Origin of the sequence: Paenibacillus sp. WLX2291 (assembly GCF_046603665.1) — a bacterium.
Lineage (GTDB): Bacteria > Bacillota > Bacilli > Paenibacillales > Paenibacillaceae > Saccharibacillus.
Genome location: NZ_CP176755.1, coordinates 4,690,963 through 4,707,710, shown reverse-complemented (window position 1 = coordinate 4,707,710; position 16,748 = coordinate 4,690,963). Strand labels below are relative to the sequence as shown.

15 protein-coding genes are annotated in these 16,748 nt (G+C 45.8%); 11 read left to right on the top strand and 4 right to left on the bottom strand.

What is annotated here, in order from left to right:
* The first annotated feature begins 85 nt into the window (after positions 1-85).
* Positions 86-286: a hypothetical protein gene (locus ACDE64_RS20200; protein ID WP_411348053.1), complete on the top strand. Its 201-nt coding sequence runs from the start codon at positions 86-88 to the stop codon at positions 284-286.
* Positions 287-639: 353 nt separating this feature from the next.
* Positions 640-1,125: a hypothetical protein gene (locus tag ACDE64_RS20195; RefSeq protein WP_411343863.1), complete on the top strand. Its 486-nt coding sequence runs from the start codon at positions 640-642 to the stop codon at positions 1,123-1,125.
* A 300-nt stretch (positions 1,126-1,425) separates the two neighbouring features.
* Here the strand turns inward: ACDE64_RS20195 and ACDE64_RS20190 are convergent, their stop codons facing one another.
* Positions 1,426-2,868 (bottom strand): YfcC family protein, encoded by a 1,443-nt coding sequence (locus ACDE64_RS20190; protein WP_411348052.1) that lies wholly within the window; start codon positions 2,866-2,868, stop codon positions 1,426-1,428.
* A 333-nt stretch (positions 2,869-3,201) separates the two neighbouring features.
* On the opposite strand from ACDE64_RS20190, the gene ACDE64_RS20185 reads away from it, so the two are divergent.
* From ACDE64_RS20185 to ACDE64_RS20175, 3 genes are all read left to right on the top strand, one after another.
* On the top strand, positions 3,202-4,032 hold the full coding sequence (locus ACDE64_RS20185; protein ID WP_411348051.1) for a MurR/RpiR family transcriptional regulator: 831 nt from the start codon (positions 3,202-3,204) through the stop codon (positions 4,030-4,032).
* Positions 4,033-4,128: 96 nt separating this feature from the next.
* Complete coding sequence (locus ACDE64_RS20180) at positions 4,129-5,259, top strand: M20 peptidase aminoacylase family protein (protein WP_411348050.1); 1,131 nt, start codon at positions 4,129-4,131, stop codon at positions 5,257-5,259.
* Positions 5,260-5,401: 142 nt separating this feature from the next.
* Entirely contained in the window at positions 5,402-5,626 is a 225-nt protein-coding gene (locus ACDE64_RS20175) for a hypothetical protein (protein WP_411348049.1), read from the top strand.
* 187 nt (positions 5,627-5,813) lie between these two features.
* On the opposite strand, the gene ACDE64_RS20170 is transcribed toward ACDE64_RS20175, so the two are convergent.
* The 3 genes from ACDE64_RS20170 to ACDE64_RS20160 form a co-directional block, all read right to left on the bottom strand.
* Positions 5,814-6,260 carry a GNAT family N-acetyltransferase gene (locus ACDE64_RS20170; RefSeq protein WP_411348048.1) on the bottom strand — a complete coding sequence of 149 codons (447 nt, stop codon included), beginning with the start codon at positions 6,258-6,260 and terminating at the stop codon, positions 5,814-5,816.
* Positions 6,261-6,605: 345 nt separating this feature from the next.
* Complete coding sequence (locus tag ACDE64_RS20165; protein ID WP_411343857.1) at positions 6,606-7,334, bottom strand: amino acid ABC transporter ATP-binding protein; 729 nt, start codon at positions 7,332-7,334, stop codon at positions 6,606-6,608.
* A complete protein-coding gene (locus ACDE64_RS20160) occupies positions 7,327-8,787 on the bottom strand; it encodes an amino acid ABC transporter substrate-binding protein/permease (protein ID WP_411346864.1) in 1,461 nt (486 codons plus the stop codon). Before ACDE64_RS20160 ends, ACDE64_RS20165 begins: the two co-directional genes overlap by 8 nt.
* 342 nt (positions 8,788-9,129) lie before the next feature.
* On the opposite strand from ACDE64_RS20160, the gene ACDE64_RS20155 reads away from it, so the two are divergent.
* From ACDE64_RS20155 to ACDE64_RS20130, 6 genes are all read left to right on the top strand, one after another.
* A complete protein-coding gene (locus tag ACDE64_RS20155; protein WP_411348047.1) occupies positions 9,130-10,053 on the top strand; it encodes a nucleoside hydrolase in 924 nt (307 codons plus the stop codon).
* A gap of 548 nt (positions 10,054-10,601) precedes the next feature.
* Positions 10,602-11,399: a DeoR/GlpR family DNA-binding transcription regulator gene (locus ACDE64_RS20150; protein WP_411343855.1), complete on the top strand. Its 798-nt coding sequence runs from the start codon at positions 10,602-10,604 to the stop codon at positions 11,397-11,399.
* A 263-nt stretch (positions 11,400-11,662) separates the two neighbouring features.
* Positions 11,663-12,934, top strand: coding sequence for a threonine ammonia-lyase IlvA (gene ilvA, locus ACDE64_RS20145; RefSeq protein WP_411348046.1), 1,272 nt, complete (start codon positions 11,663-11,665; stop codon positions 12,932-12,934).
* Between the two features lie 175 nt (positions 12,935-13,109).
* Positions 13,110-13,409, top strand: a complete 300-nt coding sequence (locus ACDE64_RS20140; RefSeq protein WP_411343853.1) for a putative quinol monooxygenase — start codon at positions 13,110-13,112, stop codon at positions 13,407-13,409.
* Between the two features lie 340 nt (positions 13,410-13,749).
* Positions 13,750-15,933, top strand: coding sequence for a S8 family serine peptidase (locus ACDE64_RS20135; RefSeq protein WP_411348045.1), 2,184 nt, complete (start codon positions 13,750-13,752; stop codon positions 15,931-15,933).
* A gap of 46 nt (positions 15,934-15,979) precedes the next feature.
* Positions 15,980-16,627 (top strand): S-layer homology domain-containing protein, encoded by a 648-nt coding sequence (locus ACDE64_RS20130; protein ID WP_411348044.1) that lies wholly within the window; start codon positions 15,980-15,982, stop codon positions 16,625-16,627.
* The last annotated feature ends 121 nt before the right edge of the window (positions 16,628-16,748 follow it).

The following is a 16,748-nucleotide window of genomic DNA, read 5'->3' as shown; positions in this document are numbered from 1 at the left end:
AAAAATTAGTGAGATAAAAGAAATTATCAAAATGGTTAAAAATAATTATCCTGAACTGCCTTACCTTTTGAGAAAGGAGTAAGTCATGAGAAGAAGTCACGATGAAGTATTGAAAGAAATTGAATTAATGCAAACAACAAGACAAAAAGTAATGAGTGGCGAGAAAGTAAGTTGTCCTAAATGTGGTAAAAATCTTATTTTCTTTGACAAAAATAGTGGTCGACATCCAGGTGTATTTTGTCCAAATGGAGATTTTGAGATTCTTATTGAGTATAAAATCAATTGATTAGTTGTAACTAGTTTGTTATGTTTGCCTTTTTATATACACAAAGCCAGTTCATTTTGCAAAAGGATGCGTCCTTGCTGCAAAATGAACTGGCTTTTTTATAAATGAAAATAATTCCAAGTGATCCAGATCCAGCGTTATTACGAAAACAACATAAGACACTAAATTATACACAGCAGCAAAATCAAAGTATAGTATAAAGAAATTCCGATCTCATATTACATAAAAAGGAACCTTGCATCATTGCCGATCAAGCCTGGAAGGGAGGTGAACACTTCAGGTTTGTTCGAATAGCTACAGATTCACCCGAGAGATTGACACGGTTTCGGGCAATAAAAGGAGTGGACATATTAATGAAATTATCCCGATATTGTACTTTATTGCTGACAGGTGCACTGTTAATCGCAACAACAGCGCAAACCGCAAATGCAGCATCTACTTTACCATCTGGCAATGTAGCCAACAAAGGTGGAGGCGGCGGGTTCACGACGCAGGACACATCAGACACGACGTTTGACTATTTTACAGTGACTAAGAAAGACGGAGCTTTTGTTGCGGCAAAATACAACTCATCCGGTGACAGCTATGTCGGTCTGAACGTCAAGCAGAATGGTCAGATGATTGTATCGATTGAAAAATACAATTTCTCTACGAAAAAGTGGGACCCGCTGCAAGTGAAACTGCTCAACGGTTCGGCTCGTGTATACTACCGTGTTCCGACGGACATGATCTATATCCCGCCAACGCCATATCGAGTCGTATTGTCTACCACTAGTACTGCCGAGGTCGAGATGGAAACGACTTACACGTGGGAAAGTGACAGCAATCCGAACGAATAATTCTTGCTAATTGCGCAGTATCCCAAAAAGAGCCTTCTGCTAGTAAGAAGGCTCTTTGCTGTAACTATTACATCATGTGCACTAATATATAAATGCTGAACAAGTTTACAGTTCAGTCTACAACAACATTTTGATTGCCATTCATATTGCACTACGTATACTTTTCTCAGAACTCAGAACTCAGAACTCAGAACTCAGAACTCAGAACTCAGAACTCAGAACTCAGAACTCAGAACTCAGAACTCAGAACTCAGAACTCAGAACTCAGAACTTGGCTGCTATGTATGAACCGCCCAGCAATCAAAATGGGCCCCACTTGATCAGCACGCCGACGATAATGGAAGCGAGTCCGATCAAGAACCACGTCAGCGCTAGCGGCCACATGAATTTTAGCCAGCGGGTATACGGAATCCCCGTCGCTGCCAGAATCGCCATCAGAACACCTGACGTCGGATTGAGACAGTTCACAACGCCTTCACCCATCATTACCGCCTGCACAGTCACCTGACGAGTGACGCCGAGCAGATCGGAGAGCGGCGCTAGAATTGGAATTAGCACGACGGATTCGCCAGAGCCGGAGGAGATCAGGAAATGCAGCAGAGCACTCACCAGATACATACCAACCGAGACAAAAATCGGACCATGCCCTTGCAGCAGGTTGGCGAGTCCATTTACAATCGTGTCCAGAATATTTCCATCGTCGAGAATAATTGAGATACATCGTGCCATACCGCAGATTAATGCACCGTAGACGAGCTTTTGACAGCCACCGATAAATGTTTTGGCGATACCGTTGCCGCCCATGCCGCCGATCAGCCCAGCGATGATGGCAATCAGGATAAAGGTTCCCGCCATTTCCTTATCGCCCCAACCGAGTTGAAACGTACCAACCAAGAAACCAGCGAGACAAAGTGCGGTGACAAGAATAATCAGCTTTTGTTTACCTGTCCAAACAACGTTCTCACTATCCTCAGTGTCGCTTACCAATGCTTTGCTGGGAAACCAGTCGCTACCGAGCAGACTGCCCTTGTCACTTTTCAATCGGCGTGCATAGGATGCCAAGTATACAATGGTCGCTGCGACAAAGCAGATATAGATGACCGTACGCAATCCAATACCCGAAAACAACGGCAGCTCGGCGATGGTTTGCGAAATGCCCAGCGGTGACGGGGAGAGCAGAGTGGAGTTAAAGCCTGCATATGTACCGAGATAGATGACAGCCGCGCCCAGCATCGCATCCCATTTTAGCGCACGGGCGACGATGATGCCGAGTGGAATGAAGCCGATCACGGAATTGACGACAATTCCGGTGGTGCCGAGGATGGAGAAGATGGCAGCTACGATGAGGATAAATAGAAATTGCCGCTCACGGAATTTGTTAACGATGCTATGTACCATGCCGGTAATTGCGCCTGTTTGTTCCAGTACGGCAATTGCTCCACCGGTGAATAGGATCAGGAAAATGATCGGTCCAGCGTTTGCCATGCCTTCGGCGATAGCTGAGAAGAAGCCGACAAATGTAACCGGCGAACGCTCAACCGTATGGTAACTGCCCGGTACGGTAGTCGTAATCTCATCGTTTGTGACCCGGTCGAATGCACCGGAAGGGACAATATACGTAGCAATTGCACAGACGAGTGCTACCAGAAACAGCAAGACGTACGCATCCGGCATTTTGAGCCGCTTCTTTTGTGGTGATGGTGCAACAGGTGGTGCCGTATCCAAGTGACGGGGAGTATCCATAAACATTTCCTCCTTCAGGAATAAAGGTGTATATTTCAACAAACGCGAACATACATAAAGGTATGAGCAAGCATGGAATGATGCAGGCAAGTCGATTACAAATTGTAGGCGGTCATATTGCAGTCATATTACATAGCATAGCCAGCTTACAAGTGATGTACTATATCTGGTAATAGCTATGTTGTAATCTGGTGATTTGCTTCGATTCATGTAAAGTAATTTGCACATATCCCAACTTTTCTTACAACCGTTCTGGTGTTATGCTATATCATAATAAAGGATTTCCTTCATTTCAATCATTTTTTGAATTAAAAACTTTAATCGAGGTGATAAATGCTGACATCATATCAGGATCGTATCGCTGAACAATATGCGTCATTAACGAAAGGTATGAAAAAAGTAGCCGATGCCCTACTGAATGATCCGACCATCTTTGCCGCTCAGTCTGCCAAAAAGGTTGGCGAAGCATTGGGCGTCAGTGAAACGATGGTCGTGCGGCTCTGCTACTCGCTCGGATATCAGGGGTACAGCGAGTTGCAGCAGGATGTGCGTCAGGCAGTATACAACATCTATACCGATGTGCATGATCTGCAAACAGATGGGCAAACTCAGGATGAACAGTTGCCATATTATCGGCAGGCGATGCGGCTGGATCAGGTGAACATTGATAAGGTGGCAAAATCGCTATCGGAAGAACAGCTAAAGACGGCGATTGACCGACTGGATCATGCAGATCAGGTGCTGGTGACTGGTCTGAACTTTGGCTTTTCGATGGCACACTGGTTGTCCTTTTCGCTCAATTCGATCAAGGGCAATTGTCGACTGTATCGTCCAGAGGAGAACATTCATCTGAATTATTTGAACGAGCAGAGTGTAGTGGTTGTGTTTTCCTTTTACCGGTATCTGATGGAGCCATTATGGATTGCGGAGGAAGCGAAGAAGAAGGGCATATATGTCATTGCTTTTACCGATTACAAGGCAGCGCCGGTGATTCCGCATGCTGATCTTGTATTCACGCTAGATCTGCCTTCACGTTCGATTATCCAGATGTCGCCAGTGATCTTCTCGTTGCTGAATGCGATCATCATGGAGATTGCGAACCGGAATGAAGGCAGTGTGAAGCAGATTGAGGAGCAGCATATTAATAAATTTTATATTCCATAAACGATCTGCTGAAGCAAATGAGATGTTCTGGATAAGTATGTGTTGGTTGAATACGAATATAAATATGAAGATGAATAGGGAAAGGAATGATCTTGCATGACAGTCGCGACGGATACACAGTTACGCGCTACATTGACGGAAGTATTTGAACATCTACACGCTCATCCTGAATTGAGCATGAAGGAATGGGAGACGACGGCATATATCAAGCAATGGCTGGAGAAGCTCGGCTGCCGGGTGACTACTTTTGACGATTGCCCGGGCGTTATTGGCGAGCTCGGCTCTGGTCAACCGGTGATTGGGTTACGAGCAGATATGGATGCGCTCTGGCAGGAGGTCGACGGTGAATATTGCGGGAATCATTCTTGCGGGCACGATGCACACATGACGATGGTGCTGGGTACAGTGATGGCGCTCAAGGAAACAGGTAAACTGCCCCAAGGAACCATTCGCTTTGTCTTTCAGCCTGCTGAGGAGATCGGTGCGGGGGCGATTGCGCTAGTAGAAAAAGGTGTTTTTGACGATATGGATTTCTATTTTGGCGTACATTTGCGTCCGATTCAGGAGCTGCCGGATGGGAAAGCGGCACCAGCAATTGTGCACGGAGCCAGTCGCGGTGTGAAAGGTGTGATTCGCGGCGATGACGCACATGGTGCACGTCCACATCTTGGTACCAATGCCATTGAAGTGGCGGCATCCATCGTTAATGAGTTGGGGCATATTCATATGGACCCGCGTATTCCGCATTCGGTGAAGATGACGAGTCTGCATGCGGGGGAGATGCGCAATATTATTCCGGGCAATGCTCAATTTTCGCTAGATACACGCGCCCAGACAAACGAAGTGATGGAAGAATTGACCGAAAACGTACAGCGCGTCGTGGACAGTGTAGCGATGCGATATGGTGCAGATGTAGAACTGGAAATCGCACACGGGCTGGCTGCCGCCAAAGTGGATGAACAGGCGCAGCAATATATGGCGGAAGCGATCACTGCCATACTGGGTGTAGACAATACCTCTCCAGCACTGCTGACGACTGGTGGAGACGATTTCCATCAGGTAGCGATTCGTAAACCACATGTGAAAGGTACGATGCTTGGTCTGGGCTGTGATCTTAGTCCCGGGCTACACCATCCGAAGATGAGCTTTAACCGTGATGCGATGTTTACTGGTGTGGATATTTTGACACAGGCACTGTTGATTACGTTGGAACGGGAAGCGAAATGATAACGTTGAGGAAGGTATGACAATGATTCGCTACAAAAAATAGCGCTCCGATTCTGCCACATTAGCAACTACACGCTATGAATATGGAATAGGAGAGTATCAAAACCAGCATAGGATCCAAATTGAATGCGCGGGAGGTTGAATGAACACTATGAAAAAGCTTGATCGGCAGCAGCTTATTGCATTGGTGCAGCGTATTATGGATGGTGAAGGCAGCGAGGGTAAGCAGGATGAGTGGTTGGAGCTTTTGCAGCGGCAGGTGCCGCATCCAGAGGTGAGCAATCTGATCTTCTGGGATGAGCGAGACTTGACGGCAGAGCAGATTGTGGATGAAGCGCTGAATTATCGGGCAATTTTACTAGATTGAATCGCTGGCGGTATCATTGATATAGTGTCTGGAATGACTATTTTTGGATTCCATCGTTCTGAAGTGAAAGGCTGCAATTGAATATTTTACATTTTACCTGTTAGTGATTAGAAGAAATAATATAATAAGCGGTAGCGCTATATGCATAAAATATTCATATATTGCTGCCGTTTGGTATGTACTTATTTTATTGAATCATATAATCGACCCACGGTACAAGGGTGCATCCGTTCCGTTCAAAAAATTGCTGAGCACGCACATTATCCGGCGTAGCTACCCACGCCATATGCGCAAAGTGATGATCTCGCGTATACTTGAGACACGTATCAAACAATTGCTGTTCTGCTTCGGTATCGCGCAGATGCTCCGCTACGTACAGATCGTTCATGTTGGTAACAGGAGACGCTTTGATGCTGCTGAATAAAAAGTATAACGTAGCGAAGCCTGCCGCTTTGCCGTCTTGCTCCAGAATGAATTGAACTCCATGCTGACCTGCGACCATAGTGCGAATCAAGTGATGCAACTGCTCGGTAGCAGGTAATGGTTTTTTGTAGAAATCGCCGATGTATTCCTGCATGAGAGTTGTGACTGCGGGTAGATCTTCTTCTGTTGTTTGACGAATCGTGATATTCATTCGTTGCTCCTCCTGTATGTAGCTTGCTTTGTTGTGGAAGTATGTTGATATAATACATAAATCAGAGTGTATGCTAATTAGAATTAATATTCAATATTATTAATTTTTATTCATTATTGAGCATATTAATCTGGACGAAGATAGTTTCCACGGTTCTGAAGATTCCGGTGATCTGGAAGAAATCCTATAAGCATTTCGTGCATGAGCAACTAAACGCCAACTATATATACAATAAAAGCCTGAGATCAACAATCATATGCTGATCTTAGGCTTTTATTTATCGTGATTAACATGAACAAAATGAATATTTCAACAGCTACATACCCTACTACTATATCTACAATCCTACAAAACCTTCTCCAAAAAGCTAATCGTCCGCTCATGCTTCGGACTGCCAAATACTTGCTCTGGAGAACCTTCTTCCACAATATACCCGCCATCCATAAAGATCACGCGATCTGCCACTTCACGGGCAAAGCCCATTTCGTGCGTCACGATCATCATCGTCATGCCCTCACTCGCGAGAGTTTTCATAACGCCGAGCACTTCGCCGACCATTTCCGGGTCAAGCGCGGATGTTGGTTCATCAAACAGCATAATATCCGGGTTCATCGCTAGTGCGCGTGCAATCGCCACACGCTGCTTTTGACCACCGGACAGACTGCCGGGGAACGCTTCTGCTTTATCAGACAATCCTACACGATCGAGTAGCTTCAGTGCAGTTGCTCTAGCTTCGGATTCGGACTGCTTTTTCAATTCGACTGGTGCAAAGGTAATATTTTTAACTACATTCATATGCGGGAACAGATTAAAATGCTGGAACACCATACCGATATTTTCGCGGACTTTGTTAATATCTGTTTTGTTGTCGCTAATATCGTAATCATCGACTACGACGCGACCAGCGGTAATTTCCTCCAGCTTGTTCATACATCGCAGCAGTGTACTTTTACCAGAACCGGATGGACCGATGACACAAACAACTTCGCCTTCGTTGACGCGCATGTTAATGTCTTTCAGTACTTCGTTGGAGCCAAAGCTCTTTTTGAGATTGGTGACTTCGATTTTACCCACGGCGTGTTCTCCTTTCCAAACGATCTGCAATTTTGGTTAAGATAGTGATAACAATCAAGTACATAATAGCGACCATGCCATAAATGGTAAACGACTGGTAGTTGTTAGCAATAATAATTTTACCGGATTGAGTTAGTTCAACTAGACCGATAACAGACATAATCGACGTATCTTTCAGCGTAATGACGAGCTGGTTGATAAACGAAGGAATCATGATTTTGATTGCTTGTGGAATGATAACTTTAATCATGGCTTTGCGATAAGGCAATCCAAGTGAGCGGGCTGCTTCCATTTGCCCTTTATCAATTGATTGAATACCACCACGTATGATTTCAGTTACGTATGCACCAGCATTCAGACTGAGTGCTAATACTGCACCAACAATCAGTGGCATCTGGAACCCAAATGCATAAGGCAGACCAAAGTAAATGAATAAGCCCAATACAAGCAGAGGAATACCACGGAAAATATCAACGAAGATCGTTGCAATGGTACGAGCTAATTTATTATGACTGACTTTCATAAAACCGAATACTAGACCAAAAATAGAAGCAAAGAATAGTGACATAACTGTATATAATAGCGTCATACCTAAACCTTTGATCAATTCAGGTAAAGCTTCTTTCATAATCTGTAATTGATTTTTAGCAGGCGGAGCGGTTGTAGATTCTTGACCAGGTTTAGTATCACCCAAATATTTAGCTACGATGCGATCGTATTCGCCATTGGCTTTTAAATTAGCCAAACCAGCATCAAATTTTTGTAGCAATTCAGGATTTTTACCTTTGTTCACAGCAAATCCATACGGAGATCCTTTTTCTTTATCGGTAACAGTTTTGAGTTGTAAACCTTGTTGGATAGCATAGGCAACAACAGGATAATCGTCAAAGCAGGCTACCGAATTACCTGAAGTTACCTCTTGATACATTTGAACAGAGTCGTCAAACGGCACTAAGGTAAAGTTGTATTTATCTTTGATAGAGTTTGCAAATGAATATCCTTCAGTACCTGTTTTGACAGCTACACGTTTTCCACTTAAATCAGAGTACGACTTGATGTCACTAGTTTGTCCGACAGCCATAACAACGCCTGATTCATAATAAGGCTGGGAAAAATCAAAAGTTTGCTTACGTTCATCTGTGATACTCATTCCTGCAATCATACCGTCCAACTGATTGGATTGCAGTCCTTGCAAAGCAGCATTAAACCCTAAAGGTCTAACTTCATATTTAAACCCTTGATCTTGTGCGATTGCAGCAAGTAAATCCATATCAATCCCGATATATTTACCGTCCTGCTGGAACTCGAACGGTGCGAACGTAATATCCGTTCCGATTAGATACGTCTTGCCTTCTGTGGATTGGGCGGATGCACTGGGGCTGAAGCTACCTGTACAGATTCCGAAAACAAGAAGGAAAGCCATGGATAGCCACATCAACCTGGATTTCTTCATAATATCCTCCATTCGTTTGCTCCGTAATTTCGATTGTGATGATCATCGATGGAATTCTTCCAATCTGATGGAAGAGTAATATTGCATGCACATCGTATGTAACATTAAATGTCTCACATCACATGTCTTCTTATTCTACAAAAAAAAACGTCGGTTGACTATAGTACTGTGAAGCTAGAATGAATGCAATTTGAGGAATATGCTGTATATTGTGGCACATAACCTGCCGGAAGCGTTATCAATATGCAGCCCAACTACGATTTTAAATTCAGATATTGTCATTGTACTGCTGACCAACGTATTATATGAAACAACCATATATAAAGATAAGGAGATCGACAGATGAAAAAATCAGTTATTTTAGATGTAGATACAGGAATCGACGACTCGCTCGCTATTGCATACGCTGTCCATTCGCCAGAGCTGGACATTCTGGGCATGACGACGGTATTCGGTAACATTACCGTTGAAGAAGCGACGCGCAATACACTGATCGTATTGGATCAGCTGGAGCGTCCGTTGCCAGTGTATACAGGCGAAGGGAAGCCGCTGAGTCGTGATTATACGAAGCCATTTGCCCGTCATATCCACGGCGAGGATGGGATTGGCAATCAGTATCGTGAGCCGTCTGCACGTCAGGCGGAAGCATTGTCTGCACCGGAGTTTATCGTGCAGCAGGTGATGGATAATCCGGGTCAGGTTACGGTAATTGCGGTTGGTCCGCTGACCAATATTGCCCGCGCGCTTCAATTGGAGCCACGTATTGCAGAGCATATGGAGCAACTGATTGTGATGGGCGGCGCAGTGACTGTACCCGGCAATGTGACGCCGTATGCAGAAGCGAATACGTATTCCGATCCAGATGCGGCAGCGCTCGTGTTTGGTTCCGGCTTGAAAGTAACGCTGGTCGGCTTGGATGTGACGATGCGTACACTGCTGACTGCTACACATCTGGAGCAATGGCGCAGTACGAACAGCAAGGTGGCGAATTTTCTCGCGGATATGACCGACTTTTATATGGAAGCATACAAAGGTTTTATTCCCGACGGTCGTGGCTGTGCACTCCATGATCCGCTTGCAGTGGGTGCGGCGATTGATGCCAGCTTTGTGCAGACAGAATCGTATCATGTGCATGTGGAGTGCGGAGACGCTACTATTTTGGGCAAAACGACTGGTGTCCATGCTGGCGATGGACCGCGTATTGATGTAGCGCTGGATGTAGATGCTGAGCGATTTTTAGCACATTTTCTAAGTCGGATCGTTTAAATACTAGTTGTCAAAAGAGAAAGATTGCATGTCTCATACTATGAATCGGACAAGCCGCACTCTGTATAATAGAAGTGCGGCTTTGTTATAGGTTTGTTATAGGTATGAAGTAAGGTCAGAGTACAATCGTGAAGTGGATTCCTATTATCTCTTGCTTTGTAGCATTCAATCGAAACGTTTCACAACCAATTAATGTAATAAATGGAATGGATTCAAGAAATCCAAAGTCAAAATAAGAGAATACGTCCTTTTTTATTGTGACGAAACTCCAAATACGGTATATTGAAATATATGAACATTTTGCAGACGTGCAATCATAACAGGTATAAAACCATAAGCGTTTACATGCTGTTCTCATGCCCAATGATCTTTCTGTAGGCAGAACGGAATACACAAGCAAGATACTGGAATCGCAATACCTTTTCGACTGCATGTAGCCTATATTTCATTGTTGCATGCCTCAATTGTATTCTACACTGATGTTTCCACCAAAATCCGAAGCTTGCAGACCCGATTGACAATATATATAGTAAGGCCAGGTGTACTCAATGAGCAGCAAAAATCCGAGGCGACAAGATGCATTATCCGCAGCACAACGCAAACTCGAGACCCTGCGAATTCTTGAAGCGGAAGGAACAGTCCGTGTATCTGGACTGAGCCGCCGATTCAATGTGACCGAGGAGACGATTCGGCGTGATCTGGAACGTCTGGAAGTCGAAGGAATCGTTGTGCGTACGCACGGTGGCGCGGTGTTCAACCGCAACCGTGAACAATACGAATCTCCAGCAGTTCAGCGGGAGACTCAAAATATTCAGGAGAAAAAGGCGATCGTGGAACACGCACTGTCGCTCATTCAGCCGGGTGACGTTATCGCTCTAGATGCAAGCACAACCTGTCTGCATCTGGTGAAGCAATTGCCGAACCGTCCGCTGACCGTACTCACCTATTCGCTGGCGATTGCCAATGAACTGGTGCCGAAGACAGAGATTAATGTGATTTTGATCGGCGGTTATCTGGATCGGGATTCGATGGCGAATACGGGCATTCATGCCGAGAAGATGGTCGAGAGCTATCATGTCGACAAGTTTCTATTTTCCTGCCACGGCTTTGATCTGACGCGGGGACTAACGGAACCGTCTGAAGCACATGTACAATTAAAAAAGAAAATTATCGAGATTTCCGACGAATTGATTCTGCTGACCGATAGTTCCAAGTTTCGCCGCAAGTCGCTGGTCCGTTTTATGGGTATGGAGGATCTGCATCGTTTTATTACGGACGATCAGCTTCCAGAAGAGGCGATTCACGAGCTGGAAGAGATGGGCGTAGACGTCATCGTAGTGGAATGAAGTCTTTTGCCGCACTGGATGGAACAGGGCGGCTTTTTTGTATACGTTTTGCATATCGGTACTGATTCTATAGCCGACACACAACCTGTACTTGAAATTACATATACATAGGAGTACTTTAGAAAAATGACAGAATTCGTAATATTCAATTGCATCCGTTTCTGACAGCATGTAGTATGAGTACAGATTAAGTCCAACGGTACACAGCGTAGACAATAAAACGAAACATGACGGGATGGGCGTCTGGAGTGAGGAGAAAAGAAATGAAAGCAACGGAGGAACACAATTCGCAAACAGTCGGCATGGAGGATATTGTACGGGCACATCATGTGCTGCGCGATGTTATTGTACGCACTCCGCTACAGCGCGATGTCACATTGTCCGAGAAATACGAATGTGACGTGTATTTGAAGCGTGAAGATATGCAGATGGTACGCTCATTCAAAATTCGTGGTTCGTACAACCGGATTCGCAGCTTGTCCACTGACGAACTGGAACGTGGCATCGTCTGCGCAAGTGCGGGTAACCACGCACAAGGCTTCGCTTTTTCGTGCCGTCAGCTCAACATTCGCGGCAAAGTATATATGCCAAGCACAACCCCGAACCAAAAAGTCAAAATGGTGAAAAAGTTCGGTGGTGCCAATGTGGAAGTGATTCTAATCGGTGATACGTTTGACGATGCTTATGCGGAAGCGATCAAAACATGCACCGAGCACAATATGAGCTTTATCCATCCATTTGATGATCCGCATATTATCGCGGGTAACGGTACAGTTGGCATGGAGATTATGGAAAGTCTGGATCGTCCAGCAGACTATATGTTTATTACAATCGGCGGCGGCGGTCTGGCAGCTGGCGTTGGCAAATATATTCATACGATCAGCCCGTCCACACGTCTGATTGGCGTAGAGCCACTTGGTGCGGCATCCATGAGCGAAGCGATTGCACAAAATCAAGTCGTTACGCTGGATGAGATCGACAAGTTTATCGATGGCGCAGCTGTGAAGCGGGTCGGTCAGATGACGTATGACATTTGCCGCGAAGTACTTGACGATGTGGTCAAAGTCCCAGAAGGCAAAGTCTGCTCCGCGATTCTTGATCTATATAACGAAAATGCGATTGTTGCCGAGCCGGCAGGCGCATTGCCGATTGCTGCGCTCGATATGTATCGTGAGCAGATCAAAGGCAAGACGATTGTCTGTATTATCAGTGGCGGTAACAATGATATCGACCGGATGCAGGAGATTAAGGAACGCTCCCTGATCTACGAAGGTTTGAAATACTACTTCACGATCAACTTCCCGCAGCGTGCAGGCGCATTGCGTGAGTTTTTGGAAAAGGTACTTGGTCCGAATGACGATATTGCTCGTTTTGAATATACGAAAAAGCACAACAAAGAGAACGGACCGGCATTGGTCGGTATTGAGCTGAGTTCGCCGGATGACTACGGTGCACTCATTCAGCGTATGGAAGATCACGGCATCCGCTATGTGGAGTTGAACCGCGATCCGAATTTGTTCAATCTGTTGATCTGATGCAGATATGCCCGGTAGAATGGTTGATCTTCAACCGCTGCCGGGCTATTTTTCATGTAAAGAATACGGCTTGCAATGTGCTGAATAAGGCGGCGTTTGGTTTTTAGATCGAAATGATTTATACTATATAAAGTAAGCAACATACAGTTGATAACCGATGAGGAGGAACCACCCTATGTTTATTATTCATGCCAATATGCTGATCAAACCGGAAAAAGTAGATGAATTTCTCACACAAGTGGATGCGCTATTGACAGCATCCCAAGCCGAAGAAGGCAACATTAGCTACGTACTGAAACGCGATGTGAAGCAGGATAACCTGTTCACAATGGTAGAAGAATGGAAAGACAATGAAGCGATTCAAGCGCATAATGGTACTGCTCATTTCCAGAAATTCGTTCAGGATATGCAGCAATTTGCGGCAGCACCACTGGATGTTAAAGTATTTGAAGGTACGGAAGTAAAACGTGGTTAATGCACGCCCCAATTGTCATATGTATGTAATTTGAATACCAATATGACAATGTTTGTATACAAAATAGAAATTCCCATCCTCCTTTGTGAAAAAGGGGGATTTTTTTATAGTTGCTATACATAAAGCCAGAAACACATCCGATATATCTCACTAAGTTAGCTTGTCGAATAAGCTCGAATGATTACGGAGAAAGATAGCATCCTCTTTTCTATATACCAGTTCTTTGCGTACCGAATCCATTTGCAGGGCGGCGACATTCCAGCTATCCACAGCACCATCCACTATATAGACCGGCAGCAATACGTATTGCGTTCAAGCCGGATGGGAGGAAACAAACAGCATGAGGAAAAAGACAATGACTCTGTGGATCGCTTCGTTATTTACCGTGTCCTGCCTCGTTGGCACGACATCGGCATACGGACCGAATCAGGCATTCGCCGCAGGTGCGGAGCAGGATGTTATCGTTGTATACAAAAATGAGGACGGCAAAGAAGCCGTGCTGGATCAAAGCGTAGAAGTACAGCACGAATTTGAGACAGTGCCTGCTGTATCAGCAACCGTGACGCAGGCTGACCTGAACGATCTGGTCAATGACCCGAATATTGCTTATGTGGAACGCAATGTTCCCTTTCAATTAACAGATGACGAGATTACGCCGCTGGCAAGCACCGATCCGGTAAATGCCAATGAACAATCGCGTTGGAATTACCAAGCAGAGCAACCGAATCTGGAATGGGCAAAAGGTTATAACGGTGCCGGCATCAAGGTTGCTGTTATCGATTCCGGTATCGCGTCGCACTCCGAATTGACGGTAGCTGGCGGTGTATCGACAGTCGATTATACGACTTCTTATGCCGACGATAATGGGCACGGTACACACGTCGCCGGTATTATCGCCGCTCACAATAATGATGGTCAGGTGACTGGTATGGCACCGGGCGTACAGCTATATGCGATCAAAGCGATGGGTTCGGATGGCAAAGGGAATCTACAGGATGTGCTGGAAGGCGTCGATTGGGCGATCCAGAATCATATGAATGTGATTAACCTATCGCTTGGTACGGAATACGATTCCCAGTTGCTGCACAATATGCTGGATCAAGCGTATCAGGACGGTATCATTGTCATCGCATCAGCAGGCAACAGCGGTTCTGGTACAGATACGGTCAACTATCCTGCCAAATACAGCAGCGTGATCGCAGTTGCAGCGGTTGATCAAAATCTGCAACGCGGTAGCTTTTCCTCAACTGGTCCCAAAGTAGAAGTAGCCGCACCGGGTGTAGATATTATCTCCACGTATTTGAACAACGGATACGCAATCGCTAGCGGTACATCACAGGCGGCGCCACATGTCGCTGCGATGGCAGCGATTTTGAAGCAGGAAAATCCATCCTTATCCGCATCGGCACTACGTAGTAAATTGCAGGATTACGCTGTCGATCTTGGAACAGCAGGACGGGATAACGAATACGGATATGGCTTTGTCACCTTCCGTCCGAAAATGGATACAACGGCACCGGGCGAAGTGAGTCAGCTGCAAGCAAGTCAGATCGGCACCGACACGATTACATTCAAATGGCAAAATCCAGCGGATAGCGACTTTGCCGGTGTACATGTCTATGACAGCAGCAGCCAGCTTGTCCAAACCGTACAAAACAATGTATATACCGCGCAAGGATTAACGCCAGATACTATATACAGCTTTACAATGAAAACATTTGACCAAAAAGGCAATGAATCCGCAGGTAAAAGTGTAAGTGCAAAAACGTCTGCACTGGAATCATCTGCGAATACGCCAAGCAATAGCCCGACTGAATCCGTAAATACAACACCGACAGTCACACCAACGCCAGTCGTTACACCGACTCCTGTTGTAGCTGTACCGGTCGTAACTACTCCAGCACCGACAGATCAAGTAGCAATTGTACCTGCTGCTGGTGGCGGCGGAGGCGGGGGCGGTGGTGGTGGAGGCGGTGCAGCAGCACCACGCCCAGCTACCGTAACTACACCTGCCGCTCAGACACCAACCGCATCACTCACACCGACACAGAAGGCGCAGCAGCAGTTAAGCAACGCCAAAACATCTGGCAAAGCCGCAGATGTGATCAAAGCCAGTTTTGCCGGTCGTGGATTGAACGATGCCAGCTTCAATAAGCAACTGTCGCAATTGAAACAAAGTCTCGGTATCAAAGACTTACCGACGCGCACTAGCTTGCCGAATACCGTTCCTGTCCGCATTAGCTTGCAAGTTGCTACGCAGAACAGTCAGTACAAATATATCGATCCAACGACGATCAATACGGACAATGTCATCGTATTGGACAGCAGCGGCAACGCCATAGGCAATGTGAAGCTGGATGTAAAATTCAATCGTATCTTCATTACGCCAACAACCGGTAGCTTCAGCTCCGGTCAGACGTACACCGTTGTACTGGAAAAAGGCGTGAAAGGCAAAGCATCCGCCAATACCGATCAATCCAATGCACTGACCAACCCGCTCATTCTGCAATTTACTACCCGATAAGATCATTCATCACGGCATGCCGCTAGATGAGGAAAGGTGTACAATCATGAATAAACAAACACTGGCAGGATTGCTGCTCAGTCTGTGCCTGTTACTCACCATAACCGCTGCCTTGCCAGCTCAGCAAGCACAGGCGGCGGACGGAACGCTCTTTTCCGATGTATCGAACAGTTACTGGGCATATGATACGATTGAATGGGGCGTCAACGCCGGTCTGGTCAAAGGGTATGCAGATGGCACCTTCAAGCCGAGCAAGACGGTAACGGAAGCTGAATTTCTGGCAATGATCATCCGTTCGTATGAACCGGAAGTGACCGCGAGCAGCAAAGGCAACTGGGCATCTCCCTATTATGTTCGCGCCAAAGCGCTCCGTTATCCGGTATCCAGCTATACCGATCTATCCTCCCGCAGCAAAGTCATTACCCGTGCCAAAGTCGCTGAGCTGATCTCGGCAGCGGACGGTGTGAATTTTAGTGGCGACAATGCGATTCGCTATCTGCTGGCATTTGGGCTGGCGAACGGTAGCGATGCCGGGCAGGCGACGGTATCTTCGTTTAAAGGAAATCAGTCGTTGACTCGTGCCGAAGCATTGCAATTTATAAAAAACTTTGTTGATTACGGTGCAGGCGGTCTGCTGGATCGTCCACAGGAAGCATCGAATGCGTCAGATATTCCGGCGGTAGCGGATCGTTGATGCAGCCGTATCTGTTTTCATACAAATGATGTATACAATATAAAAAGCCTCTTTTCCATATGCAACAGGTATACCCTATAGGGTTGCCAAATTGCACAGGAAAAGAGGCTTTTTGCGATGA

Excerpts from the sequence above, each read along its gene's own strand:
- ilvA (WP_411348046.1), top strand. The coding sequence starts at position 11,663 with ATGAAAGCAACGGAGGAACACAATTCGCAAACAGTCGGCATGGAGGAT.
- ACDE64_RS20185 (WP_411348051.1), top strand. The coding sequence starts at position 3,202 with ATGCTGACATCATATCAGGATCGTATCGCTGAACAATATGCGTCATTA.
- ACDE64_RS20150 (WP_411343855.1), top strand. The coding sequence starts at position 10,602 with ATGAGCAGCAAAAATCCGAGGCGACAAGATGCATTATCCGCAGCACAA.
- ACDE64_RS20175 (WP_411348049.1), top strand. The coding sequence starts at position 5,402 with ATGAACACTATGAAAAAGCTTGATCGGCAGCAGCTTATTGCATTGGTG.
- ACDE64_RS20180 (WP_411348050.1), top strand. The coding sequence starts at position 4,129 with ATGACAGTCGCGACGGATACACAGTTACGCGCTACATTGACGGAAGTA.
- ACDE64_RS20155 (WP_411348047.1), top strand. The coding sequence starts at position 9,130 with ATGAAAAAATCAGTTATTTTAGATGTAGATACAGGAATCGACGACTCG.
- ACDE64_RS20160 (WP_411346864.1), bottom strand. The coding sequence starts at position 8,787 with ATGAAGAAATCCAGGTTGATGTGGCTATCCATGGCTTTCCTTCTTGTT.
- ACDE64_RS20140 (WP_411343853.1), top strand. The coding sequence starts at position 13,110 with ATGTTTATTATTCATGCCAATATGCTGATCAAACCGGAAAAAGTAGAT.
- ACDE64_RS20190 (WP_411348052.1), bottom strand. The coding sequence starts at position 2,868 with ATGGATACTCCCCGTCACTTGGATACGGCACCACCTGTTGCACCATCA.
- ACDE64_RS20130 (WP_411348044.1), top strand. The coding sequence starts at position 15,980 with ATGAATAAACAAACACTGGCAGGATTGCTGCTCAGTCTGTGCCTGTTA.
- ACDE64_RS20135 (WP_411348045.1), top strand. The coding sequence starts at position 13,750 with ATGAGGAAAAAGACAATGACTCTGTGGATCGCTTCGTTATTTACCGTG.
- ACDE64_RS20170 (WP_411348048.1), bottom strand. The coding sequence starts at position 6,260 with ATGAATATCACGATTCGTCAAACAACAGAAGAAGATCTACCCGCAGTC.
- ACDE64_RS20200 (WP_411348053.1), top strand. The coding sequence starts at position 86 with ATGAGAAGAAGTCACGATGAAGTATTGAAAGAAATTGAATTAATGCAA.
- ACDE64_RS20195 (WP_411343863.1), top strand. The coding sequence starts at position 640 with ATGAAATTATCCCGATATTGTACTTTATTGCTGACAGGTGCACTGTTA.